Below are 15,878 nucleotides of genomic sequence, written 5' to 3' on the forward strand. Positions count from 1 at the left end.
GGTCAGGCCGCCTCGGCGGGCGCCAGGTAATCGAGCACCGTCGCCAGCGTATCGCGCAGGTCGTGGCGGTGGACCACCATGTCGACCATGCCGTGCTTGTGGAGGTATTCGGCGCGCTGGAAGCCATCGGGAAGCTGTTCCCGGATCGTATCCTGGATTACGCGCTGCCCCGCGAAGCCGATGAGCGCACCGGGCTCTGCGATATGAACGTCGCCCAGCATTGCATAACTGGCAGTTACGCCGCCCGTGGTCGGATCGGTCAGCACCACGATATAGGGCAGGCCCGCTTCCTTGAGGCGGCGCGTCATCACAGTCGCCTTGGGCATCTGCATCAGGCTGAGGATCCCTTCCTGCATGCGTGCACCACCCGCCGCAGTAACGACGATGTAGGGCGCGCGCAGAGTCAGCGCACGTTCGGCGCCCTGGCAGAAGGCCGTGCCCACAGCCATGCCCATGCTACCGCCCATGAAGCTGAAGTCCTGCACGCCCACGACCACAGCCTTGCCCTCGATCGCGCCGGCACCGACGAGAAAGGCGTCCTTGTGCGGGCTCTTGGCACGCGCCTGCTTGAGGCGGTCGGTGTACTTCTTCGAATCGCGGAACTTGAGCGGGTCTTCCTTCACGTCCGGGATCGGAAGCGTCTCGAAGCCTTCGTCGAGCAGCATGGCCAGCCGCTTGTCCGCTCCGATACGGCCATGATGGTCGCAGCGCGGGCAGACATCCATGTTCTCGGTGTATTCCTGGCCGAAGACCATCTGCTGGCAACTGGGGCACTTGACCCACAGATCCTTGTCGGTGGTGCGCTTGGGGAGCCAGCTGAGATTGTTACGGACGCGTGTAAACCAGTTCATTTGGACGCCTTTGCCGCCGAATGGACTGCCTTGGCAAGACTTGCCGTATATTCGCGCAGTTTTGCAGGAGCGTCGGCGCCGTGTTCTCCGACCAGTTCGACCAGTGCGGAGCCCACGACGACGCCATCAGCGACCTTCGCGATCTCGCCCGCCTGTTCGGGCGTACGCACGCCGAAGCCGACTGCGATCGGCAGGTCTGTCGCTGCCTTGAGCCGAGCAACTGCTTCGTCGATGGAGGTTTGCGCGGCCTGCTGCTTACCGGTGATTCCGGCGACCGAAACATAATAGAGAAAACCGCCCGAGCCTTCGAGGACCTTGGGCAGTCGCTTGGCATCGGTGGTGGGGGTGGCGAGGCGGATGGGGGCGATCCCTGCGCCGCGCAGCTGCGGGCCGAGCGCATCGTCTTCCTCGGGCGGGATATCGACGCAGATGACCCCGTCGACGCCCGCTTCCTTGGCCGCATTTGCGAACCATTCAGGCCCTCTGCGGATCATCGGATTGGCATAGCCCATCAGCACCAGCGGCACGTGCGGGTGTCGCTCGCGAAACTTGCGCGCCATGCGCAGCACGTCCGCTGTGGTCGTTCCCGCACCCAACGAACGGATATTCGCCTGCTGGATAGCGGGCCCATCGGCCATGGGATCGGTGAAGGGCATGCCAAGCTCGATCACATCCGCGCCGCCTTCGACCAATGCGTCGAGATTGGCCGCCGTGTCGCCATCGCCTGCTGTAACGAAACAGACGAGCGCGGGGTGGGGCTTGGAGAAGGCGTTGGAGAGACGATTCGATATGGTCATGGAGCAAGCTGTGGTTCGAGGATTTGAGGGGCGAGAGCGAGAGAAGTGTTACACCTGTTACACTGTTCAGGAGGCGAAACAGGAATTGGGGCTGAGTGAGGGGTCGGGTCTATGGATTGCGAAGGAATTGTAGTGCGTCATGGCTCGATTGTGGCACATTTTATGCTGTGTAGGACAGCACCGCGCCCGTAACCGTCACCCCGGCCCCCGAGCCGGGGTGACGATAGCTTTCAGGGTGTGGCGAAAAACTGTGCCAAATTTGAAGTAGTCGGTAATCGCTGCCAGGGCTGCGAATCCCAATGAAACCAGCAGAACCCAGCCAATATCTGCGGTCGGGTTGTCGCCGTCCGAGCTCAACCATCGTAAAAAGCCGAGGACCGGGAGGGAGATGAGCAAGACGAAAAGACCCATCTTTGGCCGGAAAGCCCATCGGACACGCTTGCCAAACAAGAACTTCTGCCATCGTGGGATTTTTGGAGCGGAGTTGAACTTTCTCACATCTCCACCCCCAACCGCTCCGCTACGGTGAAGATGTCCTTGTCCCCGCGCCCGCACAAGTTCGCGAGGATCACCGCGTCGCGGTCCATTTCCTTCGCGCGCTTCTGCACCGCTGCGATCGCGTGGCTCGGCTCAAGGGCGGGAATAATGCCCTCAGTGCGGCAGAGGAGCTGGAAGGCCTCCAGCGCCTCCTCGTCGGTGATCGCGGTGTATTCGACGCGGCCCGTATCCTTGAGCCAGGCGTGTTCGGGGCCGATGCCGGGATAGTCCAGACCGGCGCTGATCGAGTGGCCTTCGGTGATCTGACCGTCATCGTCCTGCAGCAGATAGGTCTTGTTGCCGTGAAGCACGCCGGGGAAGCCGCCGAGCAGGCTTGCCGCGTGCTCGTCGCCATCCAATCCGTGACCCGCAGCCTCGACACCGAGCATCTTTACGTCCGGATCGTCGAGGAAGGGGTGGAACAGGCCGAGGGCATTTGAACCACCACCGATGGCTGCCACCAGCAGGTCTGGCAGGCGGCCGATGCGGTCCTGCATCTGCTGGCGCGCTTCCTTGCCGATCACGCTCTGGAAATCGCGCACCAGCTCCGGATAGGGATGCGGCCCTGCTGCGGTGCCGATGATGTAGAAAGTGTCGTGGACATTCGCGACCCAGTCGCGCAGCCCTTCGTTCATGGCGTCCTTGAGCGTACCGCGCCCGCTGGTCACGGGCACGACCTCCGCACCGAGCAGCTTCATGCGGAAGACATTGGGCGACTGCCGCCGCACGTCTTCTGCGCCCATGTAGACCACGCAAGGCAGGCCGAACCGCGCGCAGACGGTGGCTGTGGCAACGCCGTGCTGGCCGGCGCCGGTTTCCGCGATGATCCGCGTCTTGCCCATGCGGATCGCCAGGAGGATCTGCCCGATGCAATTGTTGATCTTGTGCGCGCCCGTGTGATTGAGCTCGTCACGCTTGAACCACACCTGCGCGCCGCCGATGGCGTCGGTAAGCCGTTCCGCGAAATAGAGCGGGGAAGGGCGGCCCACGTAATGTTCCAGCAGGTCGTCGAACTCGCGCTGGAATTCGGGGTCGGCCTGCGCGGCGCGGTATTCGCGCTCGAGATCGAGGACCAGCGGCATCAGGGTCTCGGCGACATAGCGCCCGCCGTAATCGCCGAAATGCCCGCGCTCGTCAGGCTGGTTGCGGAAGGAGTTGGGATTGCTCGACATGGGACCCCCATGCCGAGGTGCCGCGCGCAAGTCGAGAGTGGGTTTCGTTTGCACTCGACAAGGGGCAATCGCTTCGCCATGCGGCGCGGCCATGAGCAATGATTTCAAGCTGCCCGAAGACTGCACCGACATGCGCGAAGTGCGGATCGGCGTGGATACGACCGACCGCGAACTGATGGAGCTGCTGGACCGCCGTTTCGGCTATATGCGCGCGGCGGCTCGTATCAAGGAGGACCGCAATGTGGTCCGCGATGAAGCGCGCAAGGCCGAGGTCATCGACAATGCGCGGGCCGATGCTGAAGGCCGCGAATTACCCAGTGAAAAAATCGCCGAAATCTGGGGGCTTCTGGTCGAAACCTCGATCGCTTACGAACTTGGCGAGTGGGACCGAATTAGGGCTTAATATCCCGGTCGACTTGCTCTGAACTGGGCATCCGCGATCGCGCGATCACGGCGTTCTGCCGATTGGCTACGGGCCACGCGGTCGAATACCCTCTGCCATTCCGGTGCGGTCAGACAGACCCGGTTTGTCCCGTCGCGCCGTTCACCAATGGCCAGGCATTGAATCGCCTCTACCGATTTTTCCGCAATCGCCTGCCTTGCAAATTCGGAAACAAATGTTCCTTCAGCCGAGAGCTCTACAGACTCGATCTGGACCGGGACCAATGTCGCAGCAGCAGCGAATATCAGGCTCATCTCGATCTCCCCATTTGGCGTATGAAGGTCGAAGTTATTCTTTGAACGGCAGATGAATAAGGTGCCTAGGTGCGTGGTCCGCGACGGAGCGAGGAGAGCACACCGCGCAGCGTACGCACTTCGAGGTGGTTCCAGCCCGGCTTTGTAAGGACGCCGCGAAGCGTCCGGTGGGTGACATCTGCGCGGGCTTCGGGGAGAAAGTAGCCGGTCGGCTCGAGCATCGCTTCGAGATGGGCGATGAGCCCCTCCAGTTCCTCCTGTGGCGCCGGCGGAAGGATTTCTTCCTGCGTCGGCTGGACGAGGCTTTCGTGCTTTGACCACTCGTAAGCGCACAGGATCACAGCCTGCGCCAGATTGAGTGAGCCGAATTCGGGATTGATCGGGACGGTGAGGATTGCGCGGGCGAGCGCGACATCCTCGGTCTCCAGCCCCGAACGTTCGGGACCGAACAGGATTGCGCTGCGCCCGTCGGCCTTCGCTATCTCGAGGATCGCTTCCTCTGGAGTGTAGACCGGCTTGGTGACGCCGCGCTTGCGGACGGTGGTGGCATAGACATGCGCGCAATCCGCCACGGCTTCGGCAGTGGTCGGGAAAACCTGCGCCTTCTCCAGCACGATATCGGCGCCAGCGGCGGCAGGGCCCGCATCGGGATTGGGCCATCCATCGCGCGGTTCGACCATGCGCAATTCGGTGAGCCCGAAATTGAGCATCGCCCGCGCCGCCTTGCCGATATTTTCGCCAAGTTGCGGACGGACGAGAACGATGACGGGCTTGCGGCTGTCAGGCCCGTTCATTCGCCGCTTCCTGCACCGTGCTGGCGAATTCCTCGAAGTCGCGCGCTTCGCTGAAGTCGCGGTAGACGGATGCGAAGCGGATATAGGCCACGCTGTCGATCTGGCGCAGGCCGTCCATCACCATTTCGCCGATGCGCTGCGAAGCGATTTCCGCTTCACCTGCGGTTTCGACCTGACGCTGGATGCCGCTTACCAGCTGGTCGATCCGCTCATGCGCAATGTCGCGCTTGCGGCAGGCGAGCGAGATCGATTGTTCGAGCTTGCCCCGGTCGAAGGGCTGGCGGCGGTCGCCCGACTTGATCACGGTGACTTCGCGCAGCTGCACGCGTTCGAACGTCGTGAAGCGCGCGCCGCAGCTGGAGCATTGGCGGCGGCGGCGGATCGAGGTCGAATCCTCGGTCGGACGAGAGTCCTTCACCTGACTGTCGTCATGGGCGCAGAATGGGCAGCGCATTTGTTATCCGTAAATCAGGGGCGCAGGCGCTTGTAGAGCATGAAGCCCGCTCCGGCGACGAGGCCGATCGGCCAAGTCACCACGGGCAGGATGCCGCCCGCGATAGCGCCAATGGCGGCACCGGTCAGCACAGGTTTGGTCGAAGGGTGGTTCAGGCCTTCCTTTGCCATGCCCTTGATCTCGGCAGTGGCATCCGGAACCAGGTCGTGATCCTGGTGCTTGCCGCGGCGATCTTCCGGTTCGCGGTCGTCTGGATCTATGGCCATGAAATTCTCCTCAACGTCCGGGATAGACTGGGAAAGCATCGCACAGTTCGGTTACCCGGTCACGCACGCTCTGCTCCACCTCGCCGTCGCCTTCGGGTCCATTGCGCGACAGGCCGTCGACGACTTCGCAGATCAGCTTGCCGATGGTCGTGAACTCGGGTTCGCCGAAGCCCCGCGTGGTGCCCGCAGGCGTGCCGAGGCGGATTCCGCTCGTCACGAACGGGCTGCGCGTGTCGTAGGGAATGCCGTTCTTGTTGCAGGTCAGCCAGGCGCGGTCGAGGCCGGTCTCCGCCGCCTTGCCGGTCACATCCCTGACTGTGAGATCGACCAGCATGGAGTGGTTGTCCGTACCGCCCGAAACGACGCGCAGGCCATTTGCCTCGATGCTTTTCGCCAGCGCGCGCGCATTGGCGACGACATTGGCGGCATAGTCCTTGAACTCGGGCCGCAGCGCTTCGCGGAAGGCGACCGCCTTGGCGGCGATGACATGCATGAGCGGACCGCCCTGCATGCCGGGGAAGACCGCCATGTTGATCGGCTTGGTGAATTGCTCGTCGTCCCACAGAATCACTCCGGAACGCGGCCCGCGAAGGCTCTTGTGCGTGGTGGTCGTCACCACATGGGCATGGGGGAAGGGCGAGGGGTGCGCGCCGCCGGCGACGAGGCCGGAGATGTGGCTCATGTCGACCATGAGGATTGCGCCGACCTCGTCCGCCACTTTGCGGAAGGCCGCCCAGTCCCAGACGCGCGAATAGGCGGTGCCGCCTGCGATGATGAGCTTGGGTTTGTGCTCCTTCGCGATCCCCATTACGTCGTCCATGTCGATCAGCTCGTCGCCTTCACGCACGCCGTAGCTTACCGGGTTGAACCACTTTCCGCTCATGTTGACCGGCGATCCATGCGTCAGGTGGCCGCCCGAATTGAGGTCGAGACCCATGAAGGTATCGCCCGGCTGCAGCAGCGCGAGGAATACCGCCTGGTTCATCTGGCTGCCGGAGTTGGGCTGGACGTTGGCGAAATTGCAGCCGAACAGCTGCTTCGCTCGGTCGATGGCGAGCGTTTCCACCACGTCGGCATAGTCGCAGCCGCCGTAGTAACGCTTGCCCGGGTAGCCTTCGGCATATTTGTTGGTGAACACGCTGCCGGTCGCTTCGAGGACTGCGGTCGAAGCGATGTTCTCACTCGCGATCAGTTCGATCTTGTCCTGCTGGCGCTTCAGTTCGTTGCGGACTGCGGCATGGATTTCGGGATCGGCCTGTTCGAGCGTGTCCTTCCAGAAACGGTTGTCGGTCATGCTTGTCCTTAGCAATTTGGGTTCGAGAGCTTGTCGACGCGGCGCTGGTGGCGCCCGCCGGCGAATTCGGTTTCGAGGAAGGCGGTGACGCAGGCTTTCGCCATGTCCACCCCGATGAGCCGCGCACCAAGCGCAATGCAATTCGCGTCGTTATGTTCGCGGCACAGGCTGGCGGAAAGAGGTTCGGCAACGAGTGCGCACCGGAGTTTCGGATTGCGGTTCACGCTCATCGAGATGCCGATGCCGCTGCCGCACAATGCGATGCCGCGTTCTGCCGTGCCGTCTGCCACGACCTCGGCCAGCTTGTAGCCGAAGTCGGGATAATCGACGCTGTCGGTGGTTTCGGGCCCGAGGTCGGCGACTTCGTGACCCATTTCGATAAGCCAATCGCGCAGAAGGGCTTTCAGCTCGATGGCGGCATGGTCGGATGCAAGGGCGATACGCATGGTCAGCCCCATAGGTGCTGACAGCGATTCTCTCCACCCCGTTCGCCGATCTCTTGCACACGAACGTGTCTCCGGCGGCCGAAGCTGGTCAATTTCCTTAATAAATTGCGACTAGGAACATAGGTATGACGATGCTCGCCCAATCCATGCTCGTGCCTGCCGCGGCCTCAAGAATACCGGCCGAACCGCTCCAGAATGGATCGATCGACAGGATCCTCCACGCTGTGCGCGTCCATCTCGGCACCGAGATCGCCTTCGTTTCGCGTTATGTCGAAAATAACGAGAAGGAACTGACGCATGTCGATTCCGATCTCGATTTGCCGATGGGGCCAGGCTTTCGCGACCCGCGGGAAAATAGCTATTGCTGGCATATAGCCGAGGGGCGGCTGCCTGAACTAATTCAGGATCCGGCAGACCATCCCTTTACCAGCACCATGGCCATTACCGAATTCCTTCCCGTGGGTTGCCATCTCAATACGCCGCTGCGCCTGTCCGACGGCACGCTTTACGGGAGCTTCTGCTGTCTGAGCCGCAATCCCGACCGGACCATGACCCAGCGCGATGTCGATGTTCTACGCGCCTTCGCCACCTTGGCGGTCGAGCAGATCGAGGAGCACCTGGAAAAAGACCAGCGCGCAAACAGGCTCGATGCGCGGATCAGCAAACTGATCGACAGCAGCGGTATGCAGATTGTCCAGCAGCCCATCCACTCTATCCGGGGAGGGAAGCCGGTCGGGGTGGAGTGCTTGGCGCGTTTTCCCGACGCGATGATGCGCGGCCCGGACAAATGGTTCGACGAGGCTGCCGAAATCGGTCGCGGCGTGGAACTTGAACTGCTCGCTGTGCAATGCGCGCTTGCCAGCGTCGATCTGATCCCTTCGGAGTTCTACGTTTCAGTCAATGCGTCACCCGAAGCGATAATGTCAGGTGCGCTCGAGGCCATTCTGGAGAAAGTCGGCCCGAGAAACCTTGTCATAGAAGTCACGGAGCACCAGCAGGTCGGCGATTTTGCCGCGTTGCGCAAGGCACTCGAACCGATCTCACGCTACGCGCGCATTGCGATCGACGATGTGGGTTCGGGTTACGCTGGCCTGCGACATCTGGTCGATCTTTCACCGGACCTGCTCAAGCTCGACATGAGCCTGACGCGCGATATCCACGAGGACGTGGCGCGGCGGGCACTGGTGGGCGCAATGGTTCGCTTCGCCGAAGCTATCGGTTCGAAACTTATCGCCGAGGGGATCGAATATGCTGCGGAAGCAAACGTCCTGCAGGATCTGGGCGTCGAATACGGACAGGGGTACCTCTACGCGAAACCCATGCCGATCCCGGAAGCTGTGCGGTATTTGAAAAAGAATTGAGCGACCGATCCGACGCGTATCGCTTCCATGGAAGCTGTCACGCTTGATTCGCGTCAGTCCGTATCGGAAGCCTCGGCCGCGGTCTGCACGATCTGGGCCAAAGAGTATGGCTTCGTCAGGGTGGGCACACTGGCAAAGTCTTCCGGATGTTCCGCGTCGCCATAGCCTGTGGCAAAGGCAAATGGTATACCCCGTTCTCTCAGTTCATGGGCAAGCGGGTAGCTCTTTTCTCCGTGCAGGTTCACGTCGAGAATGGCAAAATCGTATTCCTCATGGGATAGAGTTTGCATCGCGTCACTGAGCGAACTGGTGACCACTACGGTCGAGCCCTCGTCGATCAGCATGTCTTCCAGAGCGAACGCAATGATCGGTTCGTCTTCAAGGACGAGCACATGCTTTCCTGCGAGTTTCATATTCTACCCTCGATACGGCAGTGAAGGCCGGTTGGGCGGTAGTCAATTTGGGTAGTACTCCGCGGGTTTCCGAAACCGCGCTTGATCAATCGGGTGCCGAAGCCGCTTCTGCTCGGTTCGTTGACGGCAGGTCCGCCGCGCTCTTCCCAATCGATAATCAAGGACGTGTCTTTTCCAGAATCCCCGGTAGCCCAGCTTATGTCGATGGTACCCTCTTCATTTGAAAGCGCGCCGTATTTCAGGGCATTGGTGCTCAGTTCGTGGACCACCATGGCAAGAGCCACGGCAGCCTGAGGGTCGAGCACGATGGCAGGACCATCGAGAGAATAGCGTGAAGAATCGAACCCTGCGGTCGCTTCGAGCGAACCTTCGACGATCGTTCTCAAATCGGCCGATTCCCAGCTCCGTTCGGTCAGAAGATTATGCGCGCTCGCCAGCGCGGAAATCCGGTCCGTAAACACTTCGAGACCACGCGCGCCGTCGTCGTTGCGGAACGATTGCTGCGCAAGTCCCTGCACCACTGCGAGGGTATTCTTCACCCGGTGGTTCAATTCGTTGATGAGGATGCGCTGGTGCTCTTCGAAGGCGACTTCTTCGGTCACGTCGTGGCCCTGCACCAGTATCCCTCGAAAACCTTCCGCCCCGTGGATCGGCTGGTAGATGAATTCGAGAAAGCGCGCCTCCAGTTCGTCACTGTCCCCGGTTTTGAGCAGGACCCTTTCCTTTTTGCCGAAATAGGGTCTGTCTTCTTCGAGGACCTTGTCCAGGAGGGTTACGAAGCCTTGGTCGATAACTTCGGGCAGCGCCTCAGCCACAGTCTTGCCCACGAGTTCGCGCTTGCCGACCAACTGGCGATATGCGGCGTTGGCCATCACGAACCGGTGCCTCCGCCCGCTGACCACGGCCACGAAGCCCGGTGCCTGTTCGAGGAGCGCGCGGAAGCGTTCGAGCTGCTTCGTTGCACCCTGATATCGCTGCTCGACGGCCTCCGCACGGCGTGCCACGCCGGCAGCGTCCCGTTCGGAGCCGGACTCTTCCATCCCCGTGATCTGGACCGTGTGCTGGAGGATGTATTCGACTGCGCCTTCCGCATCGAGAAAAGGCACGTGGGTCGCGCTCCACACATGTGTGTCGTAACGGCCGTCCGCATTCGGAATCTGGTACGGGATGTGGGCGATCTCGTCCGTTTGCCCTGTCGCGAGAACTCTCTCAAACGAGGACTTAAGCTGGCGATGGCTCTGGCCTTCGCTGGGGAAGGCCTCAAACATTCCCTTGCCCTCTATCTCGGCCAGTTTTCTGCCAGTCACCGCCAGATAGGCATTGTTCGCCCATACTATGGTCAGCGACGGATCGAGGATGACATAGGGATTGGGTGAGTGCGCGAGCACCCTCTGAAAATCGATAGTCATGCCCGGCACCCGTCTGACGAGCCTTTGCGACCTGCCACACAGCCTTCTGTAATTTTGCCCACCCACATGCAGTGAGGAAAGCGCGGGAAAGCATAGCGTTCCTGCCTTTCAACAAGCGCCGGTCAGTGTGACACTTCAGTCACAAATCGAGCTGGTGAACCAACTCTCTTACTGGTCGAGGAACGAGCGCATCTTGCGGCTTCGGCTCGGATGTTTGAGCTTGCGAAGCGCCTTGGCCTCGATCTGGCGGATACGTTCGCGTGTGACCGAGAACTGCTGGCCCACCTCCTCAAGCGTGTGGTCCGTGTTCATGCCGATGCCGAACCGCATGCGCAGGACGCGTTCTTCGCGCGGGGTGAGGCTGGCCAGGACACGGGTAACCGTTTCCTTGAGGTTCGCCTGGATCGCAGCATCGACCGGGATGATTGCGTTCTTGTCCTCGATGAAATCGCCGAGGTGGCTGTCTTCCTCGTCGCCGATCGGGGTTTCGAGGCTGATCGGCTCCTTGGCGATTTTCATCACCTTGCGCACCTTTTCGAGCGGCATGGAGAGTTTCTCCGCCATCTCTTCGGGCGTGGGTTCGCGGCCTTGATCATGGAGGAACTGGCGCGAGCAGCGCACCAGCTTATTGATCGTCTCGATCATGTGGACCGGGATGCGGATCGTGCGCGCCTGATCGGCGATCGAGCGGGTGATGGCCTGCCTGATCCACCAGGTCGCATAGGTGCTGAACTTGTAGCCGCGGCGGTATTCGAATTTGTCGACGGCCTTCATCAGGCCGATGTTGCCTTCCTGGATCAGGTCAAGGAACTGCAGGCCGCGATTGGTGTATTTCTTCGCGATCGAGATCACGAGGCGCAGGTTCGCCTCGACCATTTCCTTCTTGGCGATACGCGCTTCGCGTTCGCCCTTCTGGACCATGTTCACGATGCGGCGGAATTCGGGCAGCGCCATGCCGGTGGCGCTGGCGATATCCGAAATCTCGGTGCGGATCCGGTCGATCGCATCGGCTTCCTTCTCGGCGAAGGCAGCCCACTTCTTGTCCTTCTTGACGCGGTCGTCCATCCAATTGTCGTCGAGTTCGTTGCCAATATAGGCATCGAGGAAATCGATCCGCTTGACCTTGTGACGCTCGGCAAGACGCAGCATCTGACCGCCGAGTGCGGTCAGGCGGCGGTTGAAGGCGTAAAGGTTGTCGACCAGGAATTCGATCTTGGTCGCGTGGAACTGGACGCTTTCGACTTCGGCGGTCAGCTGGTCAGACAGCGCTTCGTATTTCTTCTCCTTGGCGGGAGCGAAAGCATCGCCGCGGCCCAGAGTGTCCACGCGCTCTGCCTGAAGCTTTTCGAACTTGCCGAACAGGTCCTTGATGCGGGCGAAGCGTTCGATGGCATCGGGCTTGAGCGCCGCTTCCATCTGCGCGAGCGACATGGTGTTGTCTTCGTCTTCATCCTCGTCGTCGGACTTGGATGAACCCTCTTCGCCGTCTTCGCTTTCAGAATCGGAATCGTCGTCCTCTTCCTCGTCATCATCACGGATGGTCGGACCGGCGGTTTCCTCGGAAATCTCGCCGTCGTCGTCATCGTCTTCCGCGCCTTCGGCCAGCTTGTCAGCCGGCGGTTCCTTGGAAAGCATCGCATCGAGATCGAGGATCTCGCGCAGCTGCATTTCCTCGTTGTTGAGCGCTTCGGACCACTGGATGATTGCGTGGAACGTGATCGGGCTCTGGCACAGGCCCATGATCATCATATCGCGGCCAGCCTCGATCCGCTTGGCGATGGCGATTTCGCCTTCGCGGCTGAGCAGTTCCACTGCGCCCATTTCGCGCAGGTACATGCGGACGGGATCGTCGGTCCGTTCGCCGACGGCGAGTTTTTTCGGCGCGGCCTTCTTGGTTTCCTTCTCTTTCGCGGAGGAGGGCGCAGGTGCGATTTCCTCGACCTCGTCTTCCGCTTCCGCATCCTCGTCGTTCTCGACGATCTGCACACCCATTTCGGACAGGGCGGACTGGATGTCCTCGATCTGGTCGGAACTCATCTCGCCTTGCGGCAGGGCATCGTTGAGCTCGTCATAGGTGACGTAGCCCTTTTTCTTCGCCTTGGTGATGAGCTTCTTGATCGACGCTTCATTGAGATCAATGAGAGGAGCGTCATCCTTGTCGCCAGACTTCGATTTGGTGGCCATAAACTGCAATCGGTCCGTTCTATGCACCGCCCGCAGGTTCTGCATCCTGCGCGCTGTCTCTATCCTTGGTGGCCGACGAAGCGGCCCTTCGACTTGCCATGTGTCCGAGTCGCGCCTCGAATTCGAGCTTCCGCTTCAACAAACGCTGTTGTTCGGCGAAAGCTCCTTCGGGGTCGGTTTCGAATCGCGCAGTCGCCTCGGCGAGCGCAGCTTCGAGGGCCGGCCTTTCGACCAGCAACGACACGGCTTCAGCCAGATCCTCGCGCGCATTAACCGGGTCGGTGCCTTTATCTAGAAAGGCGAAGCGGGTGTTTGCCGGTGGGGCGGGTAGGCCTTCTGGCAGCGATATGGGCGATTGGGCGTGCGAATCAAGCATTTCCGCAGCGGCGAGCAAGGAATCTATCGCTGGACCGACATTTCGGTCACGCGCGGCGAAGCGCGAGAGCGCCGCTTCGTGCCGGGCAATCTCGCCGGGATGGCGCAGAAGTCCGTGGATCACGGCGCTCGAAAGAGTGTCGCGCGAGCCGCCCGACATGGCGTGTTTCAATCTTGCCGCGGTTTCAGGCGAAAGGCGGGGAGGGGGCGGCTTGAAGTTCCCTTGCCACTGTCCACGCGGCTTGAATTCCCGGGGAGGGCGAGGCGGAAAGGCGAAACTGGAAAATCGCTCGAGCAGCTCTCGCTTGTAGAGCGCCTTGATGTCGGGGTGCTGGATCGCATCGACATGCTGCAACAACCGTTCCTTCAGCCCGGCTTTCTCTTCGGGAGAATTGAGCGGCATTGCATCGCGCTCGAAGGCCCATAGCGTGTCGAGCAGGTTTCCGGGATTGGCGAGCAGTTCCTCCATCGCGGCGGTGCCCCTCTCGCGCAGGATATCGTCCGGATCCTTGCCTGCGGGCATACGCACGATGGCGAGCGAATGGCCGGGGCGAAGCATCGGAAGCACGCGTCCGATGGCGCGCATGGCGGCGCGTTGCCCGGCGTTATCGCCATCGAAGCACAGGATGGGCCGCTCTACCTGGCGCCAGAGGAGTTCGATCTGGTAGTCGGTCAGCGCCGTGCCCAGCGGCGCGACTGCTTCCGCGATCCCGGCATTTGCGAGTGCGATGGCATCCATATAGCCTTCGACCACCACGATCCGGCCGGTCTGGCGGGCGGCAGGCGCGGCACGGTGGAGATTGTAGAGCGTGCGCCCCTTGTCGAAGAGCGGCGTGTCGGGACTGTTGAGATATTTCGGCCCGTGCATATCCGCATCGAGAATGCGTCCGCCGAATGCGATTACCCGGCCGCGCGTGTCTTGTATGGGGAGCATCAGGCGGCCCCTGAAGCGGTCGTAGGGGTCTTTACCTTCGACTTCGATCCGCATCCCCGCTTCGATGAGCATGGGTTCATCGAAGGGCAGGGCGTTCTTGAGGGCTTGGCGGTCGGATGGTGCGAAGCCGAAGCCGAATTCGCGCACCACTTTTTCGGAAAAGCCCCGGTTCTTCAAATAGACCCGCGCCTCTGCGCCTTCGGAAGAAGCCAGCTTGTCGACGTACCATTGCTGCGCTGCGGAGGTGACATCGTGAAGGCTTGCACGTTTCTCGGCGCGTTCCGCAGATCGTGGGTCGGGTGCGGGAACTTCCATCCCCGCCTCGGCAGCCAGTTCCTTCACGGCATCCATGAACGGCATGCCGCGCTGGTCGGTCAGCCAGCGGATGGCATCGCCATGTGCCTCGCAGCCGAAGCAGTGGTAGAAGCCCTTTTCGTCGTTGACGTAAAAGCTCGGGGTCTTCTCGTTATGGAACGGGCAGCATGCCTTGAATTCCCGCCCCGCCTTGGTCAGCCGAACGCTGCGGCCGATCACGGCGGACAGCGTTGTCCGCATGCGCAATTCGTCCAGCCATTGGGGTGAGAGGGCCATGCCCCTTGTCCTATAACGGCGTGCTGCCAATCGCTAGTTCGGGCGCGGTGCCCCTGCCGGTTTTTCTTCGGCGGGGAAGGGCCCTTTAGCCACTGCCTGGTTGCCGTTGACCTCCAGCAGGTAGGCATCTGCCGGACCGGCAGGCGGCAAGGTCGATTGCCACCAGAAGGTAATTGTCGATCCGGGCTTCCAGCCACCGCCCTCGGTCACGCGCCAGATCAGCTGGCCACCGTCGCTGGTGATCGAGATCGCATCCTCGCTGCCAAGAGCTTCCAGCGCCTGGGCATTCGAGTAGCCGACCGCGCGGTTGAAGCCTTGCGCTTCCTGCGTCATGCGAAAGAGCGTCGGCGCGCTCTCGATCACTTCCGGGCCTTCAGTCGGTTGTGCTTCCTGCTCTTCAGCCGGAGCATCCGCCAGCGTAACGCGGTGAACGTAGGTGTAGATCGTACCTTCGGGCATGTCGCCGGGCACGCAAACCTCCGCCTCTTCGGGACAGGCGACGAAGCTTGTCATCTTGCCGATTTCGCGGTTTCCGGCGCTCAACACGGTTTCAACTTCGGGCCCTTGAGGGCCGACGATCTTCGCTCCCAGAGTGGACAGATCGAGGTCTGCGGGCGCCAGGGCACGCGGCTGGGCGACGGTGGGCGTCGGCGTGGGCGTGGGGGGCGGCTCGGGCTCGCTCTGGGAACAGGCGGCAAGCGCAAGCGGCGCGATCAGCAGGAGTTTTTTCAAGATAGCGATTCCTTCACCAACCCGCTCGCCCTGCTCATGTCGAGTGTGGCGCCGTGGCGCGCTTTCAGTTCGGCCATGACCTTGCCCATGTCCTTCATGCCCTCTGCGCCGGTATCTGCCTTGATCTGGGCGATCGCGGCGCGGGTTTCGTCCTCGCTCATTTGCTTGGGCAGGAATTCCTCGATGACGGCGAGTTCGGCTTTTTCCTTGTCGGCAAGTTCCTGGCGGCCACCGGCTTCATACATCTCGATCGATTCGCGGCGCTGCTTGGCCATTTTCATCAGCACATCGGTGACCAGCTCGTTATCGCCCGGCTTCTTGTCCGAAGTCCGCAGTTCGATATCGCGGTCCTTGATCTTCGCGCCGATGAGCCGGAGCGCGGCCGTGCGCTCCTTTTCCTTCGCCTTCATGGCGGTGACGGTCTCGGACTGGATCTGTTCGCGGAGCATTTTGTCTCTTCTGCCTAAACTGTGGATGTTTCGACCCTCATTTAATGGAAGGCCGCGGAAAGCCAAGTGTTCCGCCGTCAGGACGCTTGACGGGACTCGTCGCTGCCCTTAGCGGCTGGGACT

At 61.4% G+C, this 15,878-nt stretch carries 18 protein-coding genes; 2 read left to right on the plus strand and 16 right to left on the minus strand.

All coding sequences use genetic code 11. From position 1 onward, the window contains the following. Positions 1-2 precede the first annotated feature (2 nt). The 4 genes from accD to trpB form a co-directional block, all read right to left on the minus strand. A complete protein-coding gene (accD, locus tag GRI69_RS08895; RefSeq protein ID WP_160727931.1) occupies positions 3-851 on the minus strand; it encodes an acetyl-CoA carboxylase, carboxyltransferase subunit beta in 849 nt (282 codons plus the stop codon). Continuing rightward, the gene (gene trpA / locus GRI69_RS08900) at positions 848-1,648 is read right to left on the minus strand and encodes a tryptophan synthase subunit alpha (protein WP_160727932.1); all 801 of its coding nucleotides are present in this window, start codon (positions 1,646-1,648) and stop codon (positions 848-850) included. The genes accD and trpA overlap by 4 nt, the downstream gene beginning before the upstream one ends. Positions 1,649-1,843: 195 nt before the next feature. Further along, positions 1,844-2,146, minus strand: coding sequence for a hypothetical protein (locus tag GRI69_RS08905; protein WP_237453026.1), 303 nt, complete (start codon positions 2,144-2,146; stop codon positions 1,844-1,846). Further along, positions 2,143-3,357 (minus strand): tryptophan synthase subunit beta, encoded by a 1,215-nt coding sequence (gene trpB / locus GRI69_RS08910; protein ID WP_160727934.1) that lies wholly within the window; start codon positions 3,355-3,357, stop codon positions 2,143-2,145. Before trpB ends, GRI69_RS08905 begins: the two co-directional genes overlap by 4 nt. A gap of 91 nt (positions 3,358-3,448) precedes the next feature. Between trpB and GRI69_RS08915 the strand changes: the two genes are divergently transcribed. After that, positions 3,449-3,760, plus strand: a complete 312-nt coding sequence (locus tag GRI69_RS08915) for a chorismate mutase (protein WP_160727935.1) — start codon at positions 3,449-3,451, stop codon at positions 3,758-3,760. Here the strand turns inward: GRI69_RS08915 and GRI69_RS08920 are convergent. The 6 genes from GRI69_RS08920 to rpiB all read right to left on the minus strand — a co-directional run bounded on the left by GRI69_RS08920 (position 3,757) and on the right by rpiB (position 7,307). Continuing rightward, complete coding sequence (locus GRI69_RS08920; protein ID WP_160727936.1) at positions 3,757-4,053, minus strand: hypothetical protein; 297 nt, start codon at positions 4,051-4,053, stop codon at positions 3,757-3,759. The genes GRI69_RS08915 and GRI69_RS08920 overlap by 4 nt on opposite strands. A gap of 65 nt (positions 4,054-4,118) precedes the next feature. Beyond that, a complete protein-coding gene (locus tag GRI69_RS08925) occupies positions 4,119-4,847 on the minus strand; it encodes an RNA methyltransferase (protein WP_160727937.1) in 729 nt (242 codons plus the stop codon). Further along, on the minus strand, positions 4,834-5,301 hold the full coding sequence (nrdR, locus tag GRI69_RS08930; RefSeq protein ID WP_160727938.1) for a transcriptional regulator NrdR: 468 nt from the start codon (positions 5,299-5,301) through the stop codon (positions 4,834-4,836). The genes GRI69_RS08925 and nrdR overlap by 14 nt, the downstream gene beginning before the upstream one ends. A gap of 14 nt (positions 5,302-5,315) precedes the next feature. Next, positions 5,316-5,567 (minus strand): hypothetical protein, encoded by a 252-nt coding sequence (locus tag GRI69_RS08935; protein WP_202391939.1) that lies wholly within the window; start codon positions 5,565-5,567, stop codon positions 5,316-5,318. A 10-nt stretch (positions 5,568-5,577) separates the two neighbouring features. Beyond that, the gene (gene glyA / locus GRI69_RS08940) at positions 5,578-6,861 is read right to left on the minus strand and encodes a serine hydroxymethyltransferase (protein WP_160727939.1); all 1,284 of its coding nucleotides are present in this window, start codon (positions 6,859-6,861) and stop codon (positions 5,578-5,580) included. 8 nt (positions 6,862-6,869) lie between these two features. Then, entirely contained in the window at positions 6,870-7,307 is a 438-nt protein-coding gene (gene rpiB, locus GRI69_RS08945) for a ribose 5-phosphate isomerase B (protein WP_160727940.1), read from the minus strand. A gap of 125 nt (positions 7,308-7,432) precedes the next feature. On the opposite strand from rpiB, the gene GRI69_RS08950 reads away from it, so the two are divergent. Further along, entirely contained in the window at positions 7,433-8,668 is a 1,236-nt protein-coding gene (locus GRI69_RS08950; RefSeq protein ID WP_160727941.1) for a sensor domain-containing phosphodiesterase, read from the plus strand. A 53-nt stretch (positions 8,669-8,721) separates the two neighbouring features. Here the strand turns inward: GRI69_RS08950 and GRI69_RS08955 are convergent, their stop codons facing one another. The 6 genes from GRI69_RS08955 to GRI69_RS08980 form a co-directional block, all read right to left on the minus strand. Continuing rightward, positions 8,722-9,081 (minus strand): response regulator, encoded by a 360-nt coding sequence (locus tag GRI69_RS08955; protein ID WP_160727942.1) that lies wholly within the window; start codon positions 9,079-9,081, stop codon positions 8,722-8,724. Next, complete coding sequence (locus GRI69_RS08960) at positions 9,078-10,490, minus strand: PAS domain-containing protein (protein WP_160727943.1); 1,413 nt, start codon at positions 10,488-10,490, stop codon at positions 9,078-9,080. Before GRI69_RS08960 ends, GRI69_RS08955 begins: the two co-directional genes overlap by 4 nt. Positions 10,491-10,658: 168 nt before the next feature. After that, a complete protein-coding gene (gene rpoD, locus GRI69_RS08965; RefSeq protein WP_160727944.1) occupies positions 10,659-12,674 on the minus strand; it encodes an RNA polymerase sigma factor RpoD in 2,016 nt (671 codons plus the stop codon). A gap of 19 nt (positions 12,675-12,693) precedes the next feature. After that, positions 12,694-14,574 carry a DNA primase gene (dnaG, locus tag GRI69_RS08970; RefSeq protein WP_160727945.1) on the minus strand — a complete coding sequence of 627 codons (1,881 nt, stop codon included), beginning with the start codon at positions 14,572-14,574 and terminating at the stop codon, positions 12,694-12,696. A gap of 33 nt (positions 14,575-14,607) precedes the next feature. Beyond that, positions 14,608-15,306, minus strand: a complete 699-nt coding sequence (locus GRI69_RS08975; protein WP_160727946.1) for a hypothetical protein — start codon at positions 15,304-15,306, stop codon at positions 14,608-14,610. Then, positions 15,303-15,755 carry a GatB/YqeY domain-containing protein gene (locus tag GRI69_RS08980; RefSeq protein WP_160727947.1) on the minus strand — a complete coding sequence of 151 codons (453 nt, stop codon included), beginning with the start codon at positions 15,753-15,755 and terminating at the stop codon, positions 15,303-15,305. The genes GRI69_RS08975 and GRI69_RS08980 overlap by 4 nt, the downstream gene beginning before the upstream one ends. Positions 15,756-15,878: the final 123 nt, after the last annotated feature.

It is taken from the genome of Qipengyuania vulgaris, from assembly GCF_009827325.1.
Lineage (GTDB): Bacteria > Pseudomonadota > Alphaproteobacteria > Sphingomonadales > Sphingomonadaceae > Qipengyuania > Qipengyuania vulgaris.